We start from the raw sequence: 23678 nt of genomic DNA, 5'->3' as shown, positions 1-23678 counted from the left end.
TAGGGCGGTAAAAATATCAAAGACCCGATACCCTGTTAATCGCTACGCGGCTCCTCTTAAGTGAACTACATTGCGCAAGTTGCGGGCATTTTTTATAGACGCACTCTCTAAACAAGGAGTGGGGTTACCTAAGCACAGAACGACCAGCGTCTCTTATAGCCAAAGGAAAGCAGAAAGAAAAACGCCTACTCACAACGAGTAGGCGTTAACACAATAAATGTGTTTAGGCAGTAGAAACTGGCCTATTTATTAGAAGTAGTAACGAGCACCTAGAGTCCAGTAATCATTTTCTTCAACGTCGATGTCATTACCTAGGTCAAACTGGTAACCAGCAAATGTAACAAATGCAGGCGTTACAGCATATTCAACTTGGAGCGCTGATTGGCTAAACAACGTTTCGTTAGCTTTATCATCTTCAACAGCTTCGTAGTTAACGCTGAACGTCCAATTTTTGACTCCGTAAGCTAATAGACCCTCAAGCTGAGTTGTTTCTTCAAGCATCTCGTAGAAGTATTCGTTCATGCCGTATACAACAGCGGCGTACAGACCAGAGCCATACTCACCGTAATTTACAGAAACAAGGTGTGATTCAGCAGTTTTAGTACCTAGACCAGAATTCTCAACATCACCGCCGCTGTATACGTAGCCTAGACCAAAGCCCGCAACAGAGCCGCTCAGTGCGATTTGACCACGTTGGTCATACTTGCTGCCTTTAGAAACGTATTCTGGAAGACCTGTGTTAGGGTTTTGTTGTAATGATAGGCCTCTATCATCATTTTCACCTTGCCAACCAAGACCTAGGTTGAAAGCAAAACCTTCGCCAAACTCAAAGCTTTTACGGTAGCTGATCATTTTTTCAGCACGACCAGTACCTAGATTGTTGTGATTGTCGTACAAAAAGTCGTTCGCGAACGCGATTGGTAGATCCGCAACGCCAGCGACATCGTAGTACGGAGACCACTGTGTACCTCCCACTAAACGGCCAAACTGCTGGTGGGTCGCGCCGATGTAGCCCAAACGAGTTGAAAACGACTGGCTACCACCATTTAGGTAGTTAAGTGCCCATTCGCCTTTAGCGTCGATAGTGATACCGTTGCCAATGTCTTTCTTGCCCGCAACATTGATACGTGGAGACACTTGGTGAACTTTTACTTCTTCTTCGAAATACTCACCCACGCCAACTGAAACGTGACCGCCGATCGATAAAGATGTACCATCGCTGTTGTAAACTTCTGCTGCGAAGGCCTGTGAACCACATGCTAGTGCCGCCACTGCAACGGCTAGAGTTTTCATTTTCATTGTTAACATCCGTATAGTTGTTTGTACCGGTTCGCTTAGAAACAGATTAAATCCGAATCAATCGCAACGAACACATAACAAAGTAGTAATGAAATAGAAATGAAACAAACACTTTCTTATGCAACCAGTGGTATCAATGCTCACATTTTGAACTTAGTCACAAAAAAATAGGGAACTTTTCATTCCCCATCATAAAATCTGTGGCTTTTTACGTGTCACATCTCCCAACGTGCGAGTGGCTTCTCAGTTTTGATACCCTTACTGCCCCAGCGGTCAATAACATCAATTTGCAGTATGCGACTCGGTTTAATAAGCGATGTCAAGGTTTTCGACGGTCGTTTATCCGTCACTAACCATAGCGTTTTATCTTGTTCAAACTGAGCTTTTAAAGATAATTTGTCTTCTTCTGTCCACTCAAGTTCCGGCTTAAATTCGCGCCCAACCACAAACAATTGGTTGCCAGAGGCAAAGTCCTCTAATGACTCACTCATCAGTACCACTGAATCGATGCCTTTATCGAAGATCTCTGCCTGTTGTTGGTTGATCAGTTCACGCACATTGAGCATAAGAGCCTGTTGATTCGTTTGAATCGCCTTTTGGTGTTCAGGATATACACGTTGTAGATCCTCTCCAACAATGCCCGCCATTCGGATTAAGTTTGTAGGGTTCAGCCATGCGTACTTCGATGTTGACCCGTTTTCCAATGTCAGAACTGCAACTCCTTGAGCTCTAGGAGAAATGGCCTGCGATGCATCGATTTCAATCAAGTGAATGTTGCCCTGTCGAGCGTAAACATAAGTCGGGTCTTGTTTCCAAATCGCACCAAGAGTAATAGCAACCGTCGCGGCTTGACCCGCTTGCTTAACTTGCTCTGTACCTTTATTTGCGAACCAGTTTTCAAGACGCTCAACGCCGTAACGCTTTGGAGGCAGATACTGAGTCTCTATCCCTGTACCTTTCATGAGTTGCTCTGACAACATGTACGTGACGGGAGTGCTGGTTAAAATGTCTTTGGCGCTTGCCAACGATGGAAGTGTCGTCGCTATAACCAAACCAAAAGTTATCGCTAATTTTTTTATCTTCATGTTCATTACTTTATAAAAAGGGTTACGCTTTTTTGATAATTCGGTAAGCCGTTGCTGTTAGGAAAAATGCCGCAGAAACAATGATGATGGATGCGCCTGATGGCACTGGTAGCTCAAGCTCCATCGGCAGTATGGTTCCGACTAAACACGCAATGGTTGCCAATAAAGAAGAAAGGAGAACGAAACTGCCCATGCGTTTAGTCAATAACCTAGCCGTTGCACCAGGAATCAGTAGCAATGCACCAACCAATACCGCACCAATAATCTTTACCGCGGCAATGGTGACCAAGGTGATCATCATGACAAATAAGTAATCATAAAAGCTGGTATTAAAGCCGCGTACACGTGCAATATCCGGGCTGATACAAGTCAGCAAAATGCGGTTAAACGTTGGAATAAGAAGCAGTAATATGATCAAACAACTGATCGCTAAAATAAGGATATCGTTGTCCGTCACAGTCAAGATCGAGCCAAACAACACGTTCTCCAACATGTGAATGTTGATCTTGCGAGCAACGTACATTAACAGCGCAGCACCAACCGCTAACGCTAGTGCAAGAAAAACCCCAACCAGTGTGTCGTAAGGTACATTCGTACGATTACGAACAAAGTGAAGCAACAGCGCAAAAATCATACAAAAGCTAAACAATCCGATGATCGGATTCTCTGGCGGCTCACCGAGCAACACACCAATCGCGATTCCGGTAAGCGCAGCGTGCCCAACCGCTTCAGAGAAAAAAGCCAGTCGCTTGGCGATGACTAATGTACCAAGACCACCAAGTAATGGCCCTAATATCAGCGCTGCCACAATTGCGTTCACCATGAAGGCATAAGAAAAGCTATCGCTTAACCATCCAGCTTCAACGCCGCTAACCGCTAACTCTCGCAACCAATCCATTATGCAGCCTCCACTTTTGCTGTGTAGTGCTTGAATAATGTTTCTATACGATCAGGGCTTAGCACATCTGAATGGTGACCTGACGCCACAATTTGACGATTTACGACATGGACCTGCGCATCTAAACGGCGTACGGCGGTCACGTCATGATGTACTGCCAGCACCGTTTTGCCTTCTCCAACAACTTCATGAATCAAACCTTCAAGATATCGAACACCTTGCTCATCCATGCCAGTTGTTGGTTCGTCTAAAACCAATAAATTGGGCTCATCCAGTAAAGCTTGCGCAAACAAAACACGCTGTTGCTCACCGCCAGAGAGTTGCCCCATACGACGGTCGCTACGCGTTGCCATACCCATGCGATCCAGTTGGGCCAGGGCATGTTGAGTTTGTTTCGTTTTACGTCGCCAAAATAGAGGGATACGAGTTTGGTTAAGCAGTACAAAATCCATCACGGTTAACGGGAGGCTTGCTTCAAACATCGCTTTTTGTGGCACATACCCTATCTTCCCCGATGCAGCTGATGGTTCTGGCCAATTGAGCGCTATGTTTCCCGAAAATGGCGTGAGTCCAAGTACCGAACGAAGCAAAGAGGTTTTACCACCGCCGTTCGGTCCCATAATCACGTGACATTTCGCGTTCTCGAATTCGGCGCTGATGTTCTGCAAAATGATATTGTCGGCGTATTTTAGGCACACGTTACTTAAGGAAACGGAAGGTCCAGTCATTACGCCTTTTCCCCTGCTCGCTTACTCGCCACAAATTTCATGGCTTCGATTAGTGTTTCCACATTATCTCGCATCTCAACCTCGACTTTATCGGCCTCATACTCACCGTGAGTCATGTGAGAAAAGCGATAAAGCTGCACCCCAGTCGCCTCTTCGATGGTATCAACAAAGCGATTCGGCATATTGAGCTCATAAAACAGAACATCAATGCCCGATTCACGAATTTTCTCTATCGTTTCCTGTAGCTGACTTGCACTTGGTTCTACACCATGAGCAGGCTCAATGACAGCGGCAACGTCAACACCAAACTCCTGAAGGATATATCCGTAAGCATTGTGGGTTGTCGCCACCTTCATACCAGCCGTGTCCAACTCACCAAGAGACAACATTGCATCACGCTTCATCAGGCGAAATGTTTTCGCGTATATACGAGCATTTTGGCGATAGAACGTAGCATTGTCTGGGTCCAATTGGCTTAGCTCACTCGCGATGGTGTAAACCTTTTGAATGGTTGTTGATAAACCGACAAAGGTGTGAGGGTTCACTGCTCCTTGACCAACAGACTGCCCCATAGCAGGCAATAAAGGCACTTCTTTGTTCGCTTCGATAACCACGAGATCATCACGCTGAGAAGCCTTGATCACTTTCAGTGCAAAATCGTCATGACCAATACCATTGATCACTATTACGTCCATTTCATTTAAGCGCTTAAGATCATTAGGTTGTGGCAAATAGTTGTGAGGATTAAAACCAGCATCAACCAAAGGAACGATGTCCGCCTTCTCACCAACAACGGCTTTAACATAGCTGTAATAAGGTTGAAGCGTAATACCAATACTGAGTTTATCGGCAGCAAAGCCAGTAGAAGACACCGTCAATAACGCGGTGGCTGTAAGAATACGACGTAAAAGAGAGCGTTTGATCATAGTACTTATCAATTATGTTGTCTTAATGGGCGTGAGAGTGGGAAGAAGAGTCTGACAGAATGATTTGTTTCCACCCGAAATCGTGGCGTTTAGCTAGATCGCTTAGTCCCTCCACATTTAACGAACGGCTAGAATCATTAAACCAAATATCAGCTTGAGAACTGCGGCTATCCAACAGCATGGAAGCAGAGCCTTGGGCACTGGTCTTCACGCCAATGTAGACACCGTCATCAATTCGTTGCCACTGATGAGAACCTTTACGCTTCCAGTTTTGGTCTTTCACGAACGGAGCAATCCAAAGCACCTCCATATCAGAGATCTCAGGCCAAGTTCCGGTATCTAACTGCAAATCACGAATCTCTTCATGAGCGAGCTTAAGCTCAGCGATCAACCCCAACTCATTTTGATGTAAATCCGTGATTAACACTTGATGAGACTGCATGTCTGGCTTTTCAGTCGCGACCTGATGGTAGGGCATAAGTATGGCTGCTGAACTGAGAATTGCTGCGATTGTCAGTGCGACCCACTTTCCTTCTCGGTTACCATCATCAGGGCGAACTTTCTGTACACTCATTTCTCTTTCAGCTCAACGATATCCACTTCCACCGGGCTTTCATGTCCGGCATCAAATACCAAATAGAAATCTGTTTCAGGGTGAGTAAATTCTGCGATGGAACGCTTATCTGTTTTTTCTTTGGCGATCAGATTGTCGTCGTAATCGTACATTTCGACATCGTAGTCGACCGCTGTCGATCCATCCGAGTAGCCCGCTTCACAAATCACTTTATCTTGCGCCAAGTGACAGCTCATCAGAGGAAAATGTGCAGCAGCGTGAAAGGACGCAAATCCAGAAAAAAGCAAAACCGCTTTTAGAAGAGAAGTGTTATTCATGATAATTCCAAAATGGCCCAGCAATTGCTGAGCCTAATTCGATTAGTTAAGTTGAGTTTCAAACGTAAGATGAACATTGGCACTCGCTTTATCCGCCAATGGATTATCTTTTAATTCACCTTTGTAGTTCGCTTTCATTAAGTAGCGCCCAGCGACTTCTGGCGTGAAGATCACTTTGCCATCTTTATCGCTCACCACATCGATTTGTTCTTGATGGTTTCGGTACATGGTACCTTCACGTGTAATCTCAGCAGTAACGCCCTCTTGTGGCTCTCCGTTAAAGAAAAACTGGAAAGTCACAGGCTCACCTTCAATGATGTCCGATGGATGCGTGATCGGTTTCATCTCCAGCATTTTGCCTTCAATCTCCAACGCTTTGTCCGTTGGCATACCAACCGTAATGTAGCTTTCTGCTCGGGTGTAACTTAGTTGAGTAACCACATCACGCGCTTGCTCAGGAAGCACGTCACCACGCTCAGCTTTGTTTGCTCGCGCCCATTTCACCGTATCACGACGGCCCGCTTTGTATTGTGTGTAGTAGCTCGGCTGATTATTAATCGCGACTTTGTGCGTGCCTTCTTCTGTAAAAAAGAAATCAAACATAGAGCGACGCTTGCCACGAACAACAAAGTTAGGACGCTCAGAGCGGCCATCCGGCATCACCACAAATGCCTGATCACTACCCGCAGGCTTATCAAAAACAAACGTTCCGTGAGAGGCAGTAACATCAAATGTCAGCCAGTCACCGCCTTCTTTAGAAACCGTAAAGTGAGAGGGCAGAACCCAACGTGGATGTGCTTGTGCGGTGGTGGTTACAGCCAATCCCATTGCCATTACACTCGCCAATGCCACTGCTTTCATTTTGGTTTTCATTGTTGTGTCCTTTAATCACTTAACTTGATAATTGACGGTGATGACACCCGTCTCTTGTGTTGGTTTAAGCTCATAGCGCACGTCACTGTCCGCTAGCGTTATTTTTTGACGTAAGTAGTTTCGCCCACCGTGTTCACGAACGACCTCGACGTACAACGTGTAATTTCCTTGTTCCAAACGCTCCCCTGCGTCATTGGTTCCATCCCAGACAAAGCGGTATTGACCAGCAGGACGTGTTGCAGAAGTCACCGCATCAACAAGTTCACGATCATAACGACCCGCTTTTCTCCACCAGCTGCGTAGATCTTTTAACCATTCGTCTTTCCCTACCCATAACTGGATGGTTTTAACCGGTTTACGCTGATCGTTTTCAACCCAAACCGCCACATAAGGGCGTGCATACATTGAGGTATCTATCTTTGGAAGTTCGAGTTCGAAGTCGACCTTCGCGTTATCTGGTAGAGGCGCCGCGGAAAGAGAGAAAGGAGTAAAAGCCGCGATCAAAGCGGCTTTACAAAAGTGATTACGGCGGAAAAATCTTCCTGTGTTCAACATAAGTGTTCTCTAAAAAAGCTGTTATGGAACAGCAACAAAATAAATTACGAGCGACAGTAACGTACCAAAGCTCATCCATTGCATTGACGTTCTGAGCGTCTTCTTCTTAGGCAGTAACAAGCACACGCCTGTAAGAACAAAAAACACCATCAAAAGCGCAGTGACGTCGATAAACCACTTCCAAATCCCACCACTGTTGCGTCCTTTATGTAGATCGTTCAGCAGCGCAACAATACCGTAGTGCGTCGTTTCGACGTCTGCTGCACCAGTAGTCATATCAATAAAGACCGTAGCGTTATAACCCGGGCCTTTAAAATCCATAGAAAGCTCTCCGAGTAACAACTCACCTTGCTCAACTTCGGTATACACATCTAGTGCGGAGGGAGTGCCGCGAAGCTCGGTTTCTTTAGTCAAGAAAGCCACCAGCCCTTCACGATTAGGTTGAAAGGTATCTGAATGTGAGAATAGAACTGAGTGCGGAACCGTCAGAGTATGTTGTTGAATGATAGGTTCACTGCGTTCAAACAATTCGGGGCGATTGAGGGTAATACCAGTTACTGCAAAAAACAGCGTAACTAAGAGAAGAGCCATCGAAATATAGATATGTAGGCGGCGAGCCCAAGTTTGAACACCTTTGCTTTTAAGCAACATAGAAACAATCATCACCAATAAATGTGGGGCATAATTTAGGTGATAATCATTCGTATTGGCATTTAATTTACATTGTTTACTTTTTCAATTCAGCTTGGCTTGCACATGTTTTAGCTATTTGGGCCAATGCGAGTTACCGATTGCCTACCCTCTAGATAATAACCCTATCAATTTTAATGACTCAAAATTTAATGATATTTCCAATACTAAAAAGTGGGATAGACTCCACCAAAATGCGCCTTTATGTATATTTAATGAAAAGCTTAAAAACTATCCATAAACTAGATAAAAAAGGTAAGCTAAGAAGTTAGTGTAGGGTTAGATAGAGAAGATTTTCTGATGCTAGCCAAACGTTATGGTGTAGTTCAGAAGGAAAAATATGAACAAGAATGTTGGAATAATTCTCTTATCACTTTTCTCAAGTGTCACTTTCGCAAGTGAAAAGTTTGAAGCCAGTTTGTTTAACAACGTAAGCCAATCTATCGATAATTATGGTGCTAAGATAAAGCTGTGCGAATCTATGGCAGACCAGAATACACCTGACAAACAAACCCTAGAGTATTCAAAGAAGCATATAGAAGCATTAACTCCTGTTCTGCCGTTTTTAAGCGAGAAAGCTTTTGAGGCTTGTGTATTAAAAGAGAAGCAAGAGCTAGCATATTATCTATTAATAGCAAAAAATAACGCTTCAAGAACCTCAACATTAAAGCTTGTAGAATCGACTGAAAGCCTAACTTTTCATATCGAACCTACATCGAGAGAAAAGTTTGAAACACTGAGCAAGGTACATCAAGAATACATAGAGAAAAGCCCTTTTTTCTCCCGACCATTTGATGCATTAGCTTTTTATGAAAAGCTCATACAATAAATAGCCTTTATGACTTTAGACAAAAAAATACCCGAGACTGAGCTCGGGTATTTAATAAAAATGTTCGCTATGAGTTCTGCGTCGATTCTACTTTGCGTAGCTGTGATAGATACTTAACCCAACTCTTTGCCTGATTCGATGGCTTAATCTCATTCGCTCTTTTGGCATTAGCGAGCGCATCGTCAAACCGCTTAAGTTTGTAGTAAGCGCGAGTTTTGATAAGTGCAACATCCGCTTTACGACCTCTGACCTTATCGAGCGCGGCAATGGCATCTTTATAATGGCCTTCTTGCACCAACAGTTGAGAATAGTTCCAGTAATACTGCCTATCTAGCTGAGCTGCAATACGCCAGCTATCAATAGACTCTTCCCACTCTTTTGCCATTTGCCAATACGTTGCTTGCTGAGCTTTTAGCTTACTATTCGAGTTTACATCCTCTAGCTCGTTCATCACCAACGCAGCTCTCTCAGGAATACCTCGTTTCGCGTACAATTGTGCCAGCAGCTTTAAGTCATCTTGGCTAAGTTGTAACCCTTTCAGTTTTGCCAACGCCAAAGAGTCTAGGGCACGTTTGTTGTCATCAACCCGTAGGTATAGAGCAACAAGCTGACGCCACCATTCAATTCGCTCAGGTTCAATCACGATTAAGCGTTTGATGGTCGAGATTGCCGGCTTCCACTTTTTCAGTTCTAGCTCAGCAGAAAGCTTTATCGACAATGCGCCAAGCTTGTCTGGCTGACCAAATTTCTCATAACGAGCCATTGCTGAAAGCACTTTTTGCCACTGACTCAGTTGATAATGAGATTGGGAAATACGTAGCCATAGCTCATGCGCTTTTTGACCTTTAGGAATGTTTTTGCTCAAGGCATAGTAATGAGGTAACGCCTTAGAAAAACGTTGCTCGTTCAGCAGTATATCAGCCAACATTTTTCGGGTTTGCCATGATTGCTCATCTTGTAGCAAACCACTATTAACTGCCAACTCAAGTTGCTTAATCGCCGCTTGAGTTTGCTCATTCTGCCAGTAAAAAATACCCAACATTCGAGCGACATAAGCTTGGTCATATCCACGAGAAAGCTCCATAGCTTCAAGAGATGAAATCGCTTCTTTCAGTTTCTCTTCTTGAGCCAAGTTGTGTGCTCGTTGAACTCTCGCTGCGGTGTATTGGCTTAACTCACTGGCAATGGTTGAGAGTGCACTCAGGCTTAATACCGTACCGATTAAGAATTTTTTCATCATTTGGCTAACTTGAACTCCACTTTAGCGGTTTGTCCGAACTGCTCAATTGACACACCATCCTCAACTTTTGGCTGATACTTCCATTTTTTAAGCGCACGGATTGCTTCTCTTTCAAACATGCGCTCGGGCTCAGCCTCGATCACTTCAATATCTTTTGGTCGTCCAGTTGCATCGATCGTGAAACGCATAATGACATAACCTTCCACTCTACGTTTCAGCGCCTTACTTGGATAGCGAGGATCAACACGATACAACGGCAGTGCTTGCTGGTTGCCCATTGTTCCCTTCAAGTTTGGGGCGCTAATCGCGATGCCTTCAAGGGCTGTGTTTAAACCTAAAGCACTGACTGGCGTCATCTGACTCATTGGTTCCATTTGAGTGTCAGCTTGAGACAGATCCATTGGCTCCGGCGCTTGAGGTGGTTCTGGTTGCTCCGGCACTGAACGTTGACGACGCTGCACGTCTGCTTCATTCTCTACCATCACCATATCAAAACGAACGGCTTCTGAAGCTTCTGGTGCACGCTGGTTGCCTTTATCAACCATCCACGCCATAAAGCTAAACAAGCTCACAGAAATTAACAGTGATGCTGGTAGTGCAAGTAACAGCCTGCCCATTAAGGTTTCTCCGCCGCCAATGCAATGTTCTTCACACCCGCCGCCTTTGCAGCGTCCATCACTTTCACGACAGTGCCATTGTAAGCATGCTCGTCAGCTTGGATAACTAACGAGGCATCAGGCTGATCAAGTAACAGGTGCTCAATAGAGGCCTCAACACGCTCAATATCAACCACTCGTTTGTCGATGTACACATCATTCGCTGCCGTTACTGCGATAAAAATGCCCGCATCTTTTTGGCTTACTACATTAGAAGCCTGAGGGCGATTCACTTCTACACCGGATTCACGTACAAACGAACTGGTCACAATGAAGAAGATCAACATGATGAAGACGATATCAAGCATCGAGGTTAAATCGACTTGAGCTTCATCTTGTTGGTTAGGTCTGCGTCCGAGTCTCACTTTTGACTCCTTAAAGATTGTTCTAACTGGATAGCTTTTCGTTCACACACTTTGCTAAGGCGAGCATGAATAAACATGCCGGCAAGCGCTGCTACCATACCTGCCATGGTTGGCAGCGTAGCAAGTGAGATACCAGAAGCCATCAATTTCGGATTGCTGCTGCCTTGCGATGCCATTACGTCAAACACCGTAATCATGCCTGTCACCGTCCCTAACAACCCTAGCATTGGGCAAACCGCCACAAGTAGCTTAATAGTCGATAGGTTTTGGCGTAGTTCGATTTGCGCTTTTGCAATCCATCCTTCACGGATTTGATGCGCGTACCAAGAGTGGTGCTCTGATCTTGCGTGCCACTGCTCACAAAGCTGTTTTTTTACCCCAGGGAAAACCGTTGTGAGATAAATAACTCGCTCCATAACCAACAGCCAGCACACCGCCACGACGGCGGCCAGCCACCATAGGATTTGACCACCTTGCTGCATAAAGCTCATCAAGGTTGTGGCCCAATCCTCACTGATCAAACCCAATGTGCTGAGTAGGATCTGCTCCATTACGCTGCGTTCTCCGCTAAGGTGTTAGAGTGACTTTTGTTATTCGGCATATCACGCTCAGCTTGTTCTGCAACTAAACCGATGCCTTGTTTTTCTAAGATACTGCGAATATTTTCTGCTTGAGAGCTCAATACGTTGTGCGCTAATAGCAAAGGCATGGCTGAAACAAGGCCAAGTACGGTAGTCACAAGTGCCATCGAAATGCCACCCGCCATTACTTTCGGATCACCATTACCAAATTGAGTGATGACTTGGAAGGTTTCGATCATACCCGTTACCGTGCCTAGTAGGCCAAGCATAGGAGCTAGAGCAGCAAGAAGCTTAAGCATCGACAACCCTTTTTCTAGGTGGGTTTGCTCATCAACAACGGCTTCCAAAAGACGTAGTTCTAACGCTTCTACGCTGCGATGCTTGTCTTTCTGGTATACCGCAAGCACGCGACCCAAAGGGTTGTTTCCTGGCTGCGCTGGGGTTTTCAGTTGCTTCATGATTTTCTGACGCGAAATCATCAGTGATGCACCACGTACGAGCGCAATCAATAGGCCGATAGCCAATAAGCCAAGGATGATTTTGCCGACAACGCCACCCGCATTTAGGCGATCAGCCAAAGTCGGTGAGTTTGCAAGCTGTTCAAGAAGAATGCCACGTGACGGATCAATGACAAGTGCATCAATGTCACCAGAGGAAATAGTATTCGCTGTTGGACCGTTCTCAGGCTGACGAAGATAGTTTACCGCGTCTCCGCGTTGACCATTCCACTTAACGTAGCCAGTGTCATCCAGCAGCGCCATAGAACCAAGACGAACACCACTAACCGTTTGTTCACGACCCTCGCCATTTAGCAGTGTGAAAGAGACGTTTGCCATTTCACCGCTTGCTTTGATTTGTTCTTCCATGCTGCGCCACATCGTCTGAAGTTGGGTCAACGTTGGCAGTGATTTAGCCGCAACAATAGCATCGATATCTTTCTGATATGAGTTTGCATCTACACCGGTTACTGAGCTTTTTAGCTCAGACTCTAGCTCTTTTGCGTTCTGGCGAACGACGCCAAATAACTCACCTAGGCTCCCGGTTTCTAGACGCAACTTTTCTTCTAGCTGTGCCAGTTCTGCTTCATTTTCACCGAAGGTAACACTTAATGAGTCCGCCTCTGCTTGAAGAGCAGCACGCTCTGCCACCAATTTATTCTTTATAGCCTGTAGGTCTTGCTCTGTTTGCTTAAAACCTGATTCACGCGCGACATTGTGCGATTGCTGTTGACGATTTTCTTGCTGCGCCTTTTGTAACAACGCATCACTAGCAAAAGTTGTATAAGGCATTAATGCGGCTGTCGAGATTAATGCAACCGATAACCATTTTTTCATCATTTATTTGCCCTCCGCAGCGGTTAACGACACTGGTAGAGTTAACATGCTCGGCGCGATCTGTTTATTCGCCATAGCGAACGCTTTGTCTAGCTCTGATTTTTGCTCAGAACCCACTTGTTGCCATGCTTGTTGTTGCTGTGACCAGCTCCAAAATGTGTCACCAGATAAGCTACGCGCTACCAAAGACAAACGCCCTAAATAGAGAATGTCCGCCTCCACAGCTTCATTGTCACCTAGGTTAATCTTGCCTTGGTAAACGCCAAGCTTGGTGCCGTAATCCATTTCAATTTGGTACGCTTCTAAAATACGACGAAACTTCTCTGCATCCGCAACGTCTGCACGCGTCATCATGGAATCCAGCTTTGCAATTCGCTCCTCACGTTGCGCTTTGCGTATAGGCTTGTCGTTAGCGACGAGCACTTTTAAGCCCTCAAGCATGTGATACATCAAAGGCACGACACCTTGACGAGTTTGAGCAATCTGCTCAATTTGCTCGTTCAAGCTATCAACTTCTTGATTTTGACTTTCAACAAGGCTTGCAAGATGATCGCGATAAATCTTCAAGTTACCGACTTCCTCTTGCAGCTGCTCAATTTCAGCTTCTAGAGTAAGTGATTTTTCTGCGCTTGCATCAATACGTTTTTGGCTTACCGCCGACGACTGGTTTGTTTTACTCTGCACAGCTTGTGCATCGTTTAAGTTCGCCGCGTGAGCGGGAATCAAAACCGATGATATCAACAGAGCGATACTTGATTTCATTAGATTCATACGAGTTATATTTCTGTGTTCCAAAAACGACCAAAGGGGAAGACTACCCTTCCCCTTTAATAATCAAATTGTTATCAGTACTTGAACTGGATTGTTGCCATGTAGTTGCGGCTTTCTCCAACCACAACCCCACTCGCACCTTTTTGCTCGCCATTCGTGCTACCACCACCTGCGAAGTAGTCGGTATCGAATAAATTCTCGACATTGAATCGAGCAATAATATCCAAGTTTTCATCGTACTTATGTTTGTATGACACGCCCATATCAACGCGAGCGTAGCCATCTTTCTTGAAGGTGTTCTTTGCATCACCGTAGCGATCACCTTCATAAATCAAACCAAGGTTTAAGTTAGTGTTGTCTTGAACCTTGTAGCTAGACCATAGACTTGCCGAGAACTCTGGCACGTCTACAGGGCGGTTACCTTCATATCTTTCTGCCTTCTTAAGCTCTGCATCCAAATACATTGCAGAAGCGGTTAGCGACAACTCTGGGGTCACAAAACCTTGAGCCATTAACTCAGCGCCTTTGTGAACTTGCTCACCACCTTGCGTTTTCTTGTGTAGGAGATTGCCGCCCGCGTCTTTGCCGCTTTCAACATCCAGCGAGATGTTCTCTAACGTGATATCAAACACAGCACCAGATACAAATAAACGCTGATCAAACAGTTCCCACTTCGTACCGATTTCATAAGAGATACCACGCTCAGCGTCGAGTTTCTCACCTTCATTGATGTAGGTACGACTACCGTTGCTGACTTCACCTTGAGGCATGAAGCTTTCAGAATACTGAACGTAAACCGAGCCATTCGTCGATGGGTGGAATATCACACCTAACTTTGGAGAAACTTGGTTTTCGGTCAGTTCATCATCACGCTTTTCGTCATAACGAACACCTGCAAGCACTTGCCAGTAATCATTAATCGTCATCATATTTTGCGCGTAGATACCCCAAGTATCGTACTCAGCTGTTGGTGATTTCCTCGAACTACTATAGCTAGGCTTAGGCACCGTTTCTCCTGGCGCAATACTCGCCTCATTATGAAATGCCATAAAGCGATCATAACTGTAATCTAAGTAGTTAGCGCCCACTAACAACGTGTTTTCCGTACCGAACAAAGTAAAGTCCGTCGTCACATCTATATATGCAGTATCAAATACCCAATTATCGGAGCGATCGTTGCCTCGATGCTTAATCGTATTTAACTCTTCATACTGATCAAACTTAGGGTAAGACTCTACATCAAAACGCTTAAAGTCTTGGCGGTTGTAACCTGCTTTTACGTTCACGTTATCCGTGACTTGCGCATTAATATCGACACCGTAGTTTTCTACTTCGTTATCAATTTCAGACCACTGCGCATCCCAAATGTACTTATCACCGCGAACCGCTTTGCCATCAACAATGTATGCGCCAGAGTCCACGCTACCATCGTCTTTCGTGCGATCGTAATGCGCTGACACCATAAAGTTGTCGGTGATGTCGTACTCAACCACTAGGCCTGCTACCGTACGATCCGTTTCTGGCTCAGTGCCATCACCGTATCTGCGCCAAGAGCCGTAGCTTTCTTTGGCAAAAATTGCGCGCGCACGCAGTGTCTCTGCATCATTTAGCGCGCCACTCACATCAAGCACAGTGCGTGAGTGATCATTCGAACCTAGATCTTGACTCAAACTTGCTTGTGTTTGAGTTGTTGGTTTTTTCGAAACCATGTTTACCAAACCACCCGGCTCAGATTTACCGTATAGCAGACCTGATGGACCTTTAAGCACTTCAACACGCTCTAAAAGCTCAATTGGCTGACGATAGTGTGACCAGTGTTGACGACCATCACGAAGAAAACCGTCTGAACTGCTAAGTTCAAAACCACGTAGAGAGAAACGTTCGCGGTTACGGCTTGTACCACCCGCGCTAACACTTGCATCGTTACGTAGCACTTCACCAAGTGTACTTGCACGCTGCTCATCAATTACCGTTTCATCGATAACCGCTACTTGTCCCGGCGTTTCCAGCTGCGTCATTTCCATGCGCATTGCTGTACTGTTTGTATCTGCCTTGTAGCCGAACTCTCGACCTTCTACAACTACATGTTCGTCTGTTTGAACTTCCGCCACTGCAGGTGTTGCTAACACTGCACCGATCACTAACGCCAAATGGCTCTTAGTAAACATATCCTTTCACTCCGATTATTATTTTTCGGGTCACATACTTGTTGAATGCGATTCCCTCTTAATTATTTCGCGGGTGAATATAAGTGATAAGTATTACCATTTGCATTAAATTTACATTCTTTGCATTTGCAAACTTTTGTAAAGTACTCTCTGATGATGCGCCATGATAATGTGACATTAATCACAAAAATCACGACTTAATCATACTTATTGCTTGAACACTAAAGTAACCCTCAAACCGCCTTGCTCACGGTTTTTCGCCGTGACTGCTCCACCCATAATACGCATGGATTCTTTGACAATCGCAAGACCTAAACCGTAGCCACCAAGCTTTTTATCTCTAGAAGCATCTAAGCGTGTAAACGGATCAAAAATATCGACCAGCTTGTTCTCTGGAATACCAGGCCCATCATCAGATACTGACATGGTGGTGAACTGCTGCCCTTCTTTGACATAATTTTCCAGAGAAACTTCTATCTGAGATGCTGGTCCTGAATATTTAATGGCATTACCAATAAGATTGTTCAAACAACGAATGACCAGCGTTTCTTCACAAATGGCTTTAGCACATACAGCTTCTGAGCGGAAAGACAACGTCTGTTCTGACTTCAAATCTATTTTGCAACGTTCTACTTGCGGGGAGAGCAAAACTTCTAAATCACAGCGTTTCGTGGCTTTGTCGAAGCGCGCATTTTCCAAGCGACTGAACTCCAATATATCGCTGATCAAATGGTTTAGCTCTTTTGCTTCATCTTCTAGCCTTGCCACTAGGCTTTGCTCACTTTCTCCAACACGCTTTCGCAAAAGATGCAGAACCAAGTTCTGCCTCGCTAACGGCGTTCTCAATTCGTGAGAGACATCTCTTATAAGCAGTCGCTGCTTTTCAGCGAGAGAATGAATCTGTTGCGTCATGTGATCGAAATCTTGCGCTAACTCGTTAAACTCACGCGTGCTCGACTTCAGCTCTTTCACGACACTGACATTAAAATCGCCATTAGATAGCTTTTTGCTTGCTTCTCTCAATCGATCCAATGGTTGCTGTAAGTTACGTGCCATTAGCAGCGAAAAGAGCGCCAAAATAACCACTGCAATCACGACTTTGAGAATAGAGAAATACAGAATGAAGTCATTTGCAGGGTGCAGTCGATGTGGCAATTGAATCACTAAAGTATTGCCATGAACTAAAGGAATATTGATGATGGGGCGATTCACTTTCCCCTCAAGTTGATCATCAATGCTTCTCTTAAATTGAAGTTTGAACTCGAAGTGCGGATGCATCAGACGGTGCGTAACTGGTTGCTGATGTTCATTCAACACAAATAAATAAAAGTTTTGCGCATTTGCCCAGTCAGCAAGTTCGTCCATGTCTCCGTGCTCAATCAATACATTGGCTTGATGTGCAAGGTCTAGCATTTCTTCTCGCACACTATCGGGCACTTTCAACATGGCTTTCACCAGAGCTTGTTCCGCTAAGGATTGCACGACCAAAATACTAATGACAATTGCGGTCATGCAACTAAATAACTTGAACGCTAAGCTATCTTTACGTTTTGCAATAAAAGGTGGACATCGGAGCTTCATTAACGGTTTACAGCCTCTAAATAACTGTAACCTTTGCCACGGAAGGTTTTGATATGTTGCTTGGAAAGCCCCGCTTCAACTAACTTGCGACGTATGTTACTGATGTGCATATCAAGGTTGCGATCAAAAGGACTCAGCTCTTTCTTTAACACTTCAGTTTGAAGCTCTGCTTTTGAAATCACGACTCCTTGGTTTTTTACCAAGTAGCTCAATAGTTCAGCTTCCGTACTTGTGAGGGGTAAGCTATTAAGCTGGTCGCTGATCGTTTGAACGGTACTACACATCGTCTGACGTTGACGTTCCAAGCCAACACGACGAAGAATCGCTTTGATGCGCATTAGAAGCTCAGCGACATTAAAGGGCTTTCCGATATACTGATCGGCCCCCGCTTGGTAACCATCAAGCATCGAGTTTTCATCGTTGAGAGCGGTAAGCATTAGAATAGGTGTCGCGAAGCGCTGACAGATCCTACGAGCAACTTGCATGCCGTTAAGGTTTGGTAACATGACATCAAGCAATACAAGATCTACAGGCGTTTTTTCCATATATTGCAGCGCACTTTCACCGCAATGCACAGAAGATACGATGTAGCCCTCCTCTTGCAAAACCGCTTCTAACAGCTCACACAAAGGAACGTCATCATCGACTATCAAAACTCGTGACATTACCACTCACCATTCAAATAAAAATGGTTCGCATTTTATTACTCATTTACCAATTAAACAACTACACACTCTAAGGCTTTAAGTCCACAGGACTCAGTCCAAGAAGCAGCAACGTACTATTAGAGTTTAATGTTCACTTGTACTAAAGGTTCCTAACAATATGCACCTAGATATATCTTCATAGAAAAAACGAGTACAATCAGGCAACCGCAAAGCAAAAGATAAAGCGAATGGAAACGTTATTAATTGGTCACCGTGGCGTGGCAGGTTCATACCCTGAGAATACAAAAATAAGCATTCAGGCAGCCATTGGCCTGGGGTTGAAGTGGGTGGAAGTGGATATACAGCCTACCAAAGATAATGTTTTAGTGGTTTGCCATGATCATACCGTCAATCGATGCAGCAATGGACAAGGGCGTGTTGATGAGCTCACCCTGGAAGACTTAAAAGCATTAGATTTCGGTAGTTGGTTTAGCACAGACTTTTCAGGCGAGAAGATCGTGACACTAGATGAACTGCTCACTTTAGCTACTGAGAATAAGCTTAACTTGAATATCGAAGTTAAAGTAGACAACCATCCAGCGGAAGAAGTGGCGCAGACTCTCGCCAATGCGTTAACAAAAAGTCCAATGCCGCAAGAGAATGTACTCCTATCGAGCTTTAGTCATGACGTCATTAGAGCGATGCACAAATACTGCAGTGGCTACCGATTGGGTGTGTTAAGTGAATTCTTTACGAGAAAAGATAAACGCCTTTTGGAAGAAGTTAGTGCCTATAGCTGCAACCTAAATATTAACTGGGTTCGTACTCGCCAGATAAACAAACTCCAACAAGCCGGTTACAAAGTGATGTGCTATACGGTGAACAATCCAAATAAACTGAAATACCTGCCTCAGTTAGACGGTATTTTTAGTGATCATCCACAGCGCTTTATGCCATAGCCTATAAGAGCCAGAACATTAAAGGGGACCTTTTGTTACCACTCAATCTGAATTGGTGTCCCCATCTCGACAAGCTGGATAAATTCGTCCATCTCCTCGTTGGTAATCGCAATACACCCATTAGTCCAATCAAAACTTTGGATGTAAATCGGCAACTGACTCTCACCGTTTTTTAAGCCATGAATTTTGATGTTCCCTCCAGGGGACACACCTCGGCGCTTCGCTTCCAACGTATCAATCGCATCAGGGTAACTGATATGCACAGAACGATAAAAAGCAGAGTCCTCTATAACATAATCTAGAGTGTATTCGCCCTCTGGTGTGCGATTGTCTCCCTCTTCTTGTTTATGTCCTTGAGGGTTCGCTCCTAAAGCAATTCGGTATTCTTTTAGCACTGCTCCTTGTTCCATCAAATACATTCGACGCTTAGACTTGTCGACTTTAACGAGGTCAACAGCTGCGTGAGTGCCAGAAGCAAACACACAACACAAGAACATAGAGCACCATTTTACTGACATTGTCGTAACGCCTAAGCTAATAAAGTGAACAAGAAAAGAGCGATAATGCTAGTCAGTTAATGCTCGTAAAGCAAACAGTATCTAATGCGGAACCATAAGATAGACTCGCTGAAAGGCGTACTTCTTATCGTTATTTGATACAACAAAAGTCAAAGAGAAGATTTCTCTATTCATTGCGGCTAAGTTGCATTACTTTATAAGCATATTTATTTATAAAGTCCGCACTTTTTGAGAGGGAACCATGATTAACATTGCTTTTTTTAGTGCAAAATCCTACGACGAAGCCTCTTTTAATAAAATTAAAAATAACCGCGATTTTGAATTTCACTATCACGACTTCCGACTAACCGAAAAAACAGCCAAGATGGCGCACAGCAGTGATGTCGTATGTGCGTTTGTTAATGATGATCTTTCAGCTCCTGTCCTTAAACAGCTTTCTCTGGGCGGGACCAAGCTTATTGCTATGCGCTGCGCGGGATATGATAAAGTTGATCAACAAGCAGCCAAAGAACTAGGCTTACAAGTGGTTCGAGTTCCTGCTTACTCACCAGAAGCAGTGGCAGAGCACACGGTTGGTTTAATGATGTGCCTAAACCGCCGTCTTCACAAGGCCTACCAACGCACACGTGACGCCAACTTCTCGCTAGAGGGTCTTGTTGGCTTTAACTTTTACGGAAAAACTGTTGGTGTTATTGGTACGGGTAAGATTGGTATCGCGACGATGCGTATCTTCAAAGGGCTTGGCATGGAACTGCTTTGCTACGACCCCTACGAAAATCCATTAGCACTAGAAATAGGAGCCCGTTACTGTTCGCTTGAAGAAATCTACGCTAATGCGGATATTATCTCTCTCCATTGTCCAATGAGTGAAGAAAACTATCACTTATTGAACGAAAAAGCCTTCGCGCAAATGAAAGATGGTGTAATGATCATTAACACCAGTCGAGGCGAGTTGCTAGATTCACTAGCGGCGATAGAAGCGTTGAAACAAGGTAAGATTGGTGCGCTTGGCCTAGACGTGTATGACAATGAAAAAGACTTATTCTTCCAAGATAAATCTAACGATGTCATTGTCGATGATGTTTTCCGCCGTTTATCGGCTTGTCATAACGTGCTGTTTACTGGCCATCAAGCATTCTTGACTCACGAAGCACTTAATAACATTGCCTCTGTGACGCTTGATAACGTCGAAGCCTTCTTCGATGGTAACGTATCGGGCAATGAACTGATTAACTAAAGCCAGACAATCGAGAAGTATAGTAGAGCGTGTGATCTCAGCTATGCTATACTTCTCGACTATTTAAAATTTGAGCCAAATTACCATGAGCATAAAAACTGATATTCAAAAGCTGCACAACCGTTTAGATACATGCCAACGTAAACTTGATGCGGCACGTTCTCGTGGTGATCACGAAATGATTACAAAGTTCACGGATGAAGTAGAACAGCTTACCAAAAAGCTTAACCAGTTAAAGCACAAGCAAAACTATGAGCTGAACAAAGAACGTAAAAGCTTACTTGATATGCCTTTCTCTCGTGAAATCACCAAAGCAGAACAAGCGGACATCGGCAAACTGAAAAAACGCGTACGCGGCTTAGTAATCGTTCACCCATTAACAAAAGTTGGTAAAGAACTTCGCCTTGATGTGATGACAGGCTTTGCGCCAAAAGAGTTTTAAAACTCGCATTAACATTTATGGAGCCCAAGCATTTGCTTGGGCTTTTTATTTTGTACTGCTTCATTAAATTTCATCGAAATATCAACCCATAAGCTCTTAAAAAGGCCAGCGACAAAAGCCACTGACCAAATTCAAAATGCCAGTCTGCATTACTCGCCTACGACAGTTGCTGCAACTTGTGCTCCACAACGGGGTCATTCGGAACTAACTGCTGAGCCACTTCCAAAAGTTGTACTGCATCTTGCGGATTGTCATGCTCATGCTTCATCGCAATATCAACAAGTGGCTGAATATCGATTTGCGCTTGATGCTCCTTCACATGTTCTTTCTTTTCTTCAATTAACACATTATGAGCGGTACTCAGTAAGTTCAAACGATGCTGTGAACTCGCATTCGCCTTGTTAAGGCACTGATAGTAATCTTCTTTTAATCGCAGCGTTTTAGTCTGATGACGAAACTGCGCTATATCTATCTTCTGATAACGTATAAAGTCTACAGCCACTTGCTTATAAAAACCGAATTTATTCAAATACGTCGCGTGGGTACCATGTCCCATCCCGAAGACTCTTAAGTGAGTGAGCTCTGGGTAGCGTTTGGCGTGAAGGCGGTCGATTTCATTAGTTGGATCATAAATGATGTAGCCTTTTGCATCGCCAAGGTCAAGGTCGTGATACTTTCCTTCCCAATCAAATTGTTGGGCTAGTTCAGTACTTGGCCTATCATCCCATGGCACCAAAACTCTGTTTTTTGTGCTGACCGGGTGAAACATCAATACTTGATCCAACTTTAATAGATTGGAAAAGGCACCAATAGCAAAACCACCGCGGCTAAGCCCATAACCTAAACGACATTCAAAAGGCTCAAGTAAAGTTGATAGCTGCTCTAGAAAGAAAATCAAATTACGGCTGCGAAACCAGTTACTTTTCCCAAGATGCTGAAATGAAATAATATTTACTTTTTGTTTCTGGGCTAAGCGATAGCCCCAAGGCGCAAAGTCTGAGTGTAAGTCCTGTACTTGTAGATTCGTACCAGCAGGGGAAAAGGTGAACAACAACGGTTTATTGCGGTCGACAAACTCATACTTAACAAATACATCATCAAGTAAGTCCTCCCCGGACATCGGTAGCCTGGTTTGCTGTTCTTCACGAGAAAGAGCCAGCCATTCATCCAACCAGTACAGTAACTTCATTAATCCTCCATCTAAATTGCGCCTAGCAATTGTGTTAAAAATCTAGTTTTTAGTGTGTGATCATCTCCCCCTGGTTACAGGGGACTCTGATATCAGTCCTCTTTTAAAACAAAGCGTGAATTTGCTTATTAAATTGGTCAATATCTAAGGTTTGATGGCGAACAAACTCCTGCGCCACCAGATTAAAAAATTCTAATTTATCTAATTGTGTGGATTGAGTGCCGTGTCCCATACCGACGACTTTTAAATGGGTAAGCTCTGGATAACGTTCAGCATGAAGACGATCAATGCGATTGGATGGGTCATAAATAATATAACCTTTGGCATTGCCCAAATCTCGATCATGGTAGCCGCTTTCCCAAGCAAACTGCTGAGCAAGCTCAGTACTCGGCCGATCATCCCAAGGCACTAACGCTTTATTTTTAGTGCTAACAGGATAAAACAACAAAAGATGTTCTAGTTTCAGCAAGTTAGCGAACGCGCCAATTGCAAAGCCACCTCGACTTTGCCCATAACCCAAACGACATTTGAAGGGATGAAGCAACTCAGATAGCTGCTCCAGAAAGAAAATCAAATTCCGACTACGGAACCAATTACTTTGTCCTAAATGTTGAAAGGCAATAATGTTTACTTGTTGTTGTATTCCGAGCTCGTAGCCCCAAGGAGAAAAATCCGGAGTTAAATCTTGTACCTGCACATCAGTACCGGAAGGAGAAAATGTAAACAACAATGGCTTGTTAAGATCGACGAGTTCATACTTCACAAACACATCATCAAGTAAATCGTAGCCAGAGATAGGTAAAGCCATCTCTTGTTCTTGTTGAGTAAGAGCTTGCCATTCATCTAACCAGTAAAGTAGCTTCATTTTTTCTCCAAGTGCATCCGCAGTATTTAGACTGGAACTCTATCAAAATGCGTTTAAGCATCCCACGTTGAGACTTAAGAAAGCTCTATTTGAAGCCCAAATGAGACGTATGGCAATGTCTTCGATTGAAGGTATTACTGCGTAAACTAAACCCAAAGTAGGTACGCAAAAACTTGGAGAAAGAGCTAGAGAAAAATCAATTAGAAGTTTCGATAACAGCGGTTAAAAAACAACAGATACAAAAAAACCGCTGTAAGAACAGCGGTTTTTTTAAAAGTGGCGGAGAGATAGGGATTTGAACCCTAGATACGCTATTAACGTATGCCGGTTTTCAAGACCGGTGCTTTCAAC

At 44.2% G+C, this 23678-nt stretch carries 26 protein-coding genes; 4 read left to right on the top strand and 22 right to left on the bottom strand.

What is annotated here, in order from left to right:
- Window positions 1-249 precede the first annotated feature (249 nt).
- The 10 genes from R7Z41_RS22590 to R7Z41_RS22545 form a co-directional block, all read right to left on the bottom strand.
- The gene (locus R7Z41_RS22590) at window positions 250-1299 is read right to left on the bottom strand and encodes a porin (protein WP_206970454.1); all 1050 of its coding nucleotides are present in this window, start codon (window positions 1297-1299) and stop codon (window positions 250-252) included.
- A gap of 215 nt (window positions 1300-1514) precedes the next feature.
- A complete protein-coding gene (locus R7Z41_RS22585; protein ID WP_124007443.1) occupies window positions 1515-2384 on the bottom strand; it encodes a metal ABC transporter solute-binding protein, Zn/Mn family in 870 nt (289 codons plus the stop codon).
- Window positions 2385-2406: 22 nt separating this feature from the next.
- Complete coding sequence (locus tag R7Z41_RS22580) at window positions 2407-3282, bottom strand: metal ABC transporter permease (RefSeq protein WP_206970455.1); 876 nt, start codon at window positions 3280-3282, stop codon at window positions 2407-2409.
- Window positions 3282-4010 (bottom strand): metal ABC transporter ATP-binding protein, encoded by a 729-nt coding sequence (locus R7Z41_RS22575; RefSeq protein ID WP_206970456.1) that lies wholly within the window; start codon window positions 4008-4010, stop codon window positions 3282-3284. The genes R7Z41_RS22580 and R7Z41_RS22575 overlap by 1 nt, the downstream gene beginning before the upstream one ends.
- Window positions 4010-4936: a metal ABC transporter solute-binding protein, Zn/Mn family gene (locus R7Z41_RS22570; RefSeq protein ID WP_206970457.1), complete on the bottom strand. Its 927-nt coding sequence runs from the start codon at window positions 4934-4936 to the stop codon at window positions 4010-4012. The genes R7Z41_RS22575 and R7Z41_RS22570 overlap by 1 nt, the downstream gene beginning before the upstream one ends.
- Before the next feature lie 22 nt (window positions 4937-4958).
- Window positions 4959-5510, bottom strand: coding sequence for a DUF6162 family protein (locus tag R7Z41_RS22565; RefSeq protein ID WP_033906233.1), 552 nt, complete (start codon window positions 5508-5510; stop codon window positions 4959-4961).
- Window positions 5507-5827, bottom strand: a complete 321-nt coding sequence (locus R7Z41_RS22560; protein ID WP_005374251.1) for a hypothetical protein — start codon at window positions 5825-5827, stop codon at window positions 5507-5509. The genes R7Z41_RS22565 and R7Z41_RS22560 overlap by 4 nt, the downstream gene beginning before the upstream one ends.
- Before the next feature lie 42 nt (window positions 5828-5869).
- Window positions 5870-6700, bottom strand: coding sequence for a DUF4198 domain-containing protein (locus tag R7Z41_RS22555; RefSeq protein ID WP_005374252.1), 831 nt, complete (start codon window positions 6698-6700; stop codon window positions 5870-5872).
- Window positions 6701-6715: 15 nt separating this feature from the next.
- Window positions 6716-7255: a DUF2271 domain-containing protein gene (locus R7Z41_RS22550; protein WP_017635538.1), complete on the bottom strand. Its 540-nt coding sequence runs from the start codon at window positions 7253-7255 to the stop codon at window positions 6716-6718.
- 21 nt (window positions 7256-7276) lie between these two features.
- Window positions 7277-7906 (bottom strand): PepSY-associated TM helix domain-containing protein, encoded by a 630-nt coding sequence (locus R7Z41_RS22545; RefSeq protein ID WP_005374254.1) that lies wholly within the window; start codon window positions 7904-7906, stop codon window positions 7277-7279.
- 379 nt (window positions 7907-8285) lie between these two features.
- Between R7Z41_RS22545 and R7Z41_RS22540 the strand changes: the two genes are divergently transcribed.
- Complete coding sequence (locus tag R7Z41_RS22540; protein ID WP_042523421.1) at window positions 8286-8774, top strand: hypothetical protein; 489 nt, start codon at window positions 8286-8288, stop codon at window positions 8772-8774.
- Between the two features lie 67 nt (window positions 8775-8841).
- Here the strand turns inward: R7Z41_RS22540 and R7Z41_RS22535 are convergent, their stop codons facing one another.
- The 9 genes from R7Z41_RS22535 to R7Z41_RS22495 form a co-directional block, all read right to left on the bottom strand.
- Window positions 8842-10014 (bottom strand): tetratricopeptide repeat protein, encoded by a 1173-nt coding sequence (locus R7Z41_RS22535; RefSeq protein WP_151515843.1) that lies wholly within the window; start codon window positions 10012-10014, stop codon window positions 8842-8844.
- A complete protein-coding gene (locus R7Z41_RS22530) occupies window positions 10011-10631 on the bottom strand; it encodes an energy transducer TonB (RefSeq protein ID WP_005374256.1) in 621 nt (206 codons plus the stop codon). Before R7Z41_RS22530 ends, R7Z41_RS22535 begins: the two co-directional genes overlap by 4 nt.
- Window positions 10631-11035: an ExbD/TolR family protein gene (locus R7Z41_RS22525; protein ID WP_005374257.1), complete on the bottom strand. Its 405-nt coding sequence runs from the start codon at window positions 11033-11035 to the stop codon at window positions 10631-10633. The genes R7Z41_RS22530 and R7Z41_RS22525 overlap by 1 nt, the downstream gene beginning before the upstream one ends.
- Window positions 11032-11586 carry a MotA/TolQ/ExbB proton channel family protein gene (locus tag R7Z41_RS22520; RefSeq protein WP_017819708.1) on the bottom strand — a complete coding sequence of 185 codons (555 nt, stop codon included), beginning with the start codon at window positions 11584-11586 and terminating at the stop codon, window positions 11032-11034. The genes R7Z41_RS22525 and R7Z41_RS22520 overlap by 4 nt, the downstream gene beginning before the upstream one ends.
- Entirely contained in the window at window positions 11586-12953 is a 1368-nt protein-coding gene (locus R7Z41_RS22515) for a MotA/TolQ/ExbB proton channel family protein (protein WP_318136420.1), read from the bottom strand. Before R7Z41_RS22515 ends, R7Z41_RS22520 begins: the two co-directional genes overlap by 1 nt.
- Complete coding sequence (locus R7Z41_RS22510) at window positions 12954-13721, bottom strand: DUF3450 domain-containing protein (RefSeq protein WP_005374260.1); 768 nt, start codon at window positions 13719-13721, stop codon at window positions 12954-12956.
- A gap of 74 nt (window positions 13722-13795) precedes the next feature.
- Window positions 13796-15889, bottom strand: coding sequence for a TonB-dependent siderophore receptor (locus tag R7Z41_RS22505; protein ID WP_042523425.1), 2094 nt, complete (start codon window positions 15887-15889; stop codon window positions 13796-13798).
- Window positions 15890-16096: 207 nt separating this feature from the next.
- Window positions 16097-17470, bottom strand: coding sequence for a sensor histidine kinase (locus tag R7Z41_RS22500; protein ID WP_017819704.1), 1374 nt, complete (start codon window positions 17468-17470; stop codon window positions 16097-16099).
- The gene (locus R7Z41_RS22495; protein ID WP_005386018.1) at window positions 17470-18135 is read right to left on the bottom strand and encodes a response regulator transcription factor; all 666 of its coding nucleotides are present in this window, start codon (window positions 18133-18135) and stop codon (window positions 17470-17472) included. The genes R7Z41_RS22500 and R7Z41_RS22495 overlap by 1 nt, the downstream gene beginning before the upstream one ends.
- Window positions 18136-18365: 230 nt before the next feature.
- On the opposite strand from R7Z41_RS22495, the gene R7Z41_RS22490 reads away from it, so the two are divergent.
- On the top strand, window positions 18366-19076 hold the full coding sequence (locus R7Z41_RS22490) for a glycerophosphodiester phosphodiesterase family protein (protein ID WP_262678625.1): 711 nt from the start codon (window positions 18366-18368) through the stop codon (window positions 19074-19076).
- Window positions 19077-19111: 35 nt separating this feature from the next.
- Here the strand turns inward: R7Z41_RS22490 and R7Z41_RS22485 are convergent, their stop codons facing one another.
- Complete coding sequence (locus R7Z41_RS22485) at window positions 19112-19594, bottom strand: murein L,D-transpeptidase family protein (RefSeq protein WP_017819702.1); 483 nt, start codon at window positions 19592-19594, stop codon at window positions 19112-19114.
- A 241-nt stretch (window positions 19595-19835) separates the two neighbouring features.
- Between R7Z41_RS22485 and R7Z41_RS22480 the strand changes: the two genes are divergently transcribed.
- A complete protein-coding gene (locus R7Z41_RS22480) occupies window positions 19836-20831 on the top strand; it encodes a 2-hydroxyacid dehydrogenase (protein ID WP_318136419.1) in 996 nt (331 codons plus the stop codon).
- Window positions 20832-20916: 85 nt separating this feature from the next.
- The gene (locus R7Z41_RS22475) at window positions 20917-21273 is read left to right on the top strand and encodes a YibL family ribosome-associated protein (RefSeq protein WP_005374274.1); all 357 of its coding nucleotides are present in this window, start codon (window positions 20917-20919) and stop codon (window positions 21271-21273) included.
- Window positions 21274-21430: 157 nt separating this feature from the next.
- Here R7Z41_RS22475 and R7Z41_RS22470 read toward each other — a convergent pair whose 3' ends face one another.
- Complete coding sequence (locus R7Z41_RS22470; protein ID WP_025768076.1) at window positions 21431-22462, bottom strand: hypothetical protein; 1032 nt, start codon at window positions 22460-22462, stop codon at window positions 21431-21433.
- 103 nt (window positions 22463-22565) lie between these two features.
- Window positions 22566-23327 carry a hypothetical protein gene (locus tag R7Z41_RS22465; protein ID WP_005374276.1) on the bottom strand — a complete coding sequence of 254 codons (762 nt, stop codon included), beginning with the start codon at window positions 23325-23327 and terminating at the stop codon, window positions 22566-22568.
- Window positions 23328-23678 lie beyond the last annotated feature (351 nt).

Source organism: Vibrio sp. 1457, assembly GCF_033340195.1.
GTDB classification, from domain to species: domain Bacteria; phylum Pseudomonadota; class Gammaproteobacteria; order Enterobacterales; family Vibrionaceae; genus Vibrio; species Vibrio alginolyticus.
The sequence above is the reverse complement of the archived record's forward strand: the minus strand, read 5'-3'. Positions and strand labels throughout refer to the sequence as shown.

What these genes read in the sequence shown, in the direction of transcription:
- R7Z41_RS22570 (WP_206970457.1), bottom strand. Translation starts at nt 4,936, where the DNA reads ATGATCAAACGCTCTCTTTTACGTCGTATTCTTACAGCCACCGCGTTA.
- R7Z41_RS22590 (WP_206970454.1), bottom strand. Translation starts at nt 1,299, where the DNA reads ATGAAAATGAAAACTCTAGCCGTTGCAGTGGCGGCACTAGCATGTGGT.
- R7Z41_RS22495 (WP_005386018.1), bottom strand. Translation starts at nt 18,135, where the DNA reads ATGTCACGAGTTTTGATAGTCGATGATGACGTTCCTTTGTGTGAGCTG.
- R7Z41_RS22505 (WP_042523425.1), bottom strand. Translation starts at nt 15,889, where the DNA reads ATGTTTACTAAGAGCCATTTGGCGTTAGTGATCGGTGCAGTGTTAGCA.
- R7Z41_RS22585 (WP_124007443.1), bottom strand. Translation starts at nt 2,384, where the DNA reads ATGAAGATAAAAAAATTAGCGATAACTTTTGGTTTGGTTATAGCGACG.
- R7Z41_RS22540 (WP_042523421.1), top strand. Translation starts at nt 8,286, where the DNA reads ATGAACAAGAATGTTGGAATAATTCTCTTATCACTTTTCTCAAGTGTC.
- R7Z41_RS22555 (WP_005374252.1), bottom strand. Translation starts at nt 6,700, where the DNA reads ATGAAAACCAAAATGAAAGCAGTGGCATTGGCGAGTGTAATGGCAATG.
- R7Z41_RS22490 (WP_262678625.1), top strand. Translation starts at nt 18,366, where the DNA reads ATGGAAACGTTATTAATTGGTCACCGTGGCGTGGCAGGTTCATACCCT.
- R7Z41_RS22520 (WP_017819708.1), bottom strand. Translation starts at nt 11,586, where the DNA reads ATGGAGCAGATCCTACTCAGCACATTGGGTTTGATCAGTGAGGATTGG.
- R7Z41_RS22535 (WP_151515843.1), bottom strand. Translation starts at nt 10,014, where the DNA reads ATGATGAAAAAATTCTTAATCGGTACGGTATTAAGCCTGAGTGCACTC.
- R7Z41_RS22470 (WP_025768076.1), bottom strand. Translation starts at nt 22,462, where the DNA reads ATGAAGTTACTGTACTGGTTGGATGAATGGCTGGCTCTTTCTCGTGAA.
- R7Z41_RS22480 (WP_318136419.1), top strand. Translation starts at nt 19,836, where the DNA reads ATGATTAACATTGCTTTTTTTAGTGCAAAATCCTACGACGAAGCCTCT.
- R7Z41_RS22550 (WP_017635538.1), bottom strand. Translation starts at nt 7,255, where the DNA reads ATGTTGAACACAGGAAGATTTTTCCGCCGTAATCACTTTTGTAAAGCC.
- R7Z41_RS22560 (WP_005374251.1), bottom strand. Translation starts at nt 5,827, where the DNA reads ATGAATAACACTTCTCTTCTAAAAGCGGTTTTGCTTTTTTCTGGATTT.
- R7Z41_RS22485 (WP_017819702.1), bottom strand. Translation starts at nt 19,594, where the DNA reads ATGTCAGTAAAATGGTGCTCTATGTTCTTGTGTTGTGTGTTTGCTTCT.
- R7Z41_RS22565 (WP_033906233.1), bottom strand. Translation starts at nt 5,510, where the DNA reads ATGAGTGTACAGAAAGTTCGCCCTGATGATGGTAACCGAGAAGGAAAG.
- R7Z41_RS22465 (WP_005374276.1), bottom strand. Translation starts at nt 23,327, where the DNA reads ATGAAGCTACTTTACTGGTTAGATGAATGGCAAGCTCTTACTCAACAA.
- R7Z41_RS22475 (WP_005374274.1), top strand. Translation starts at nt 20,917, where the DNA reads ATGAGCATAAAAACTGATATTCAAAAGCTGCACAACCGTTTAGATACA.
- R7Z41_RS22575 (WP_206970456.1), bottom strand. Translation starts at nt 4,010, where the DNA reads ATGACTGGACCTTCCGTTTCCTTAAGTAACGTGTGCCTAAAATACGCC.
- R7Z41_RS22515 (WP_318136420.1), bottom strand. Translation starts at nt 12,953, where the DNA reads ATGATGAAAAAATGGTTATCGGTTGCATTAATCTCGACAGCCGCATTA.
- R7Z41_RS22530 (WP_005374256.1), bottom strand. Translation starts at nt 10,631, where the DNA reads ATGGGCAGGCTGTTACTTGCACTACCAGCATCACTGTTAATTTCTGTG.
- R7Z41_RS22545 (WP_005374254.1), bottom strand. Translation starts at nt 7,906, where the DNA reads ATGTTGCTTAAAAGCAAAGGTGTTCAAACTTGGGCTCGCCGCCTACAT.
- R7Z41_RS22510 (WP_005374260.1), bottom strand. Translation starts at nt 13,721, where the DNA reads ATGAATCTAATGAAATCAAGTATCGCTCTGTTGATATCATCGGTTTTG.
- R7Z41_RS22580 (WP_206970455.1), bottom strand. Translation starts at nt 3,282, where the DNA reads ATGGATTGGTTGCGAGAGTTAGCGGTTAGCGGCGTTGAAGCTGGATGG.
- R7Z41_RS22500 (WP_017819704.1), bottom strand. Translation starts at nt 17,470, where the DNA reads ATGAAGCTCCGATGTCCACCTTTTATTGCAAAACGTAAAGATAGCTTA.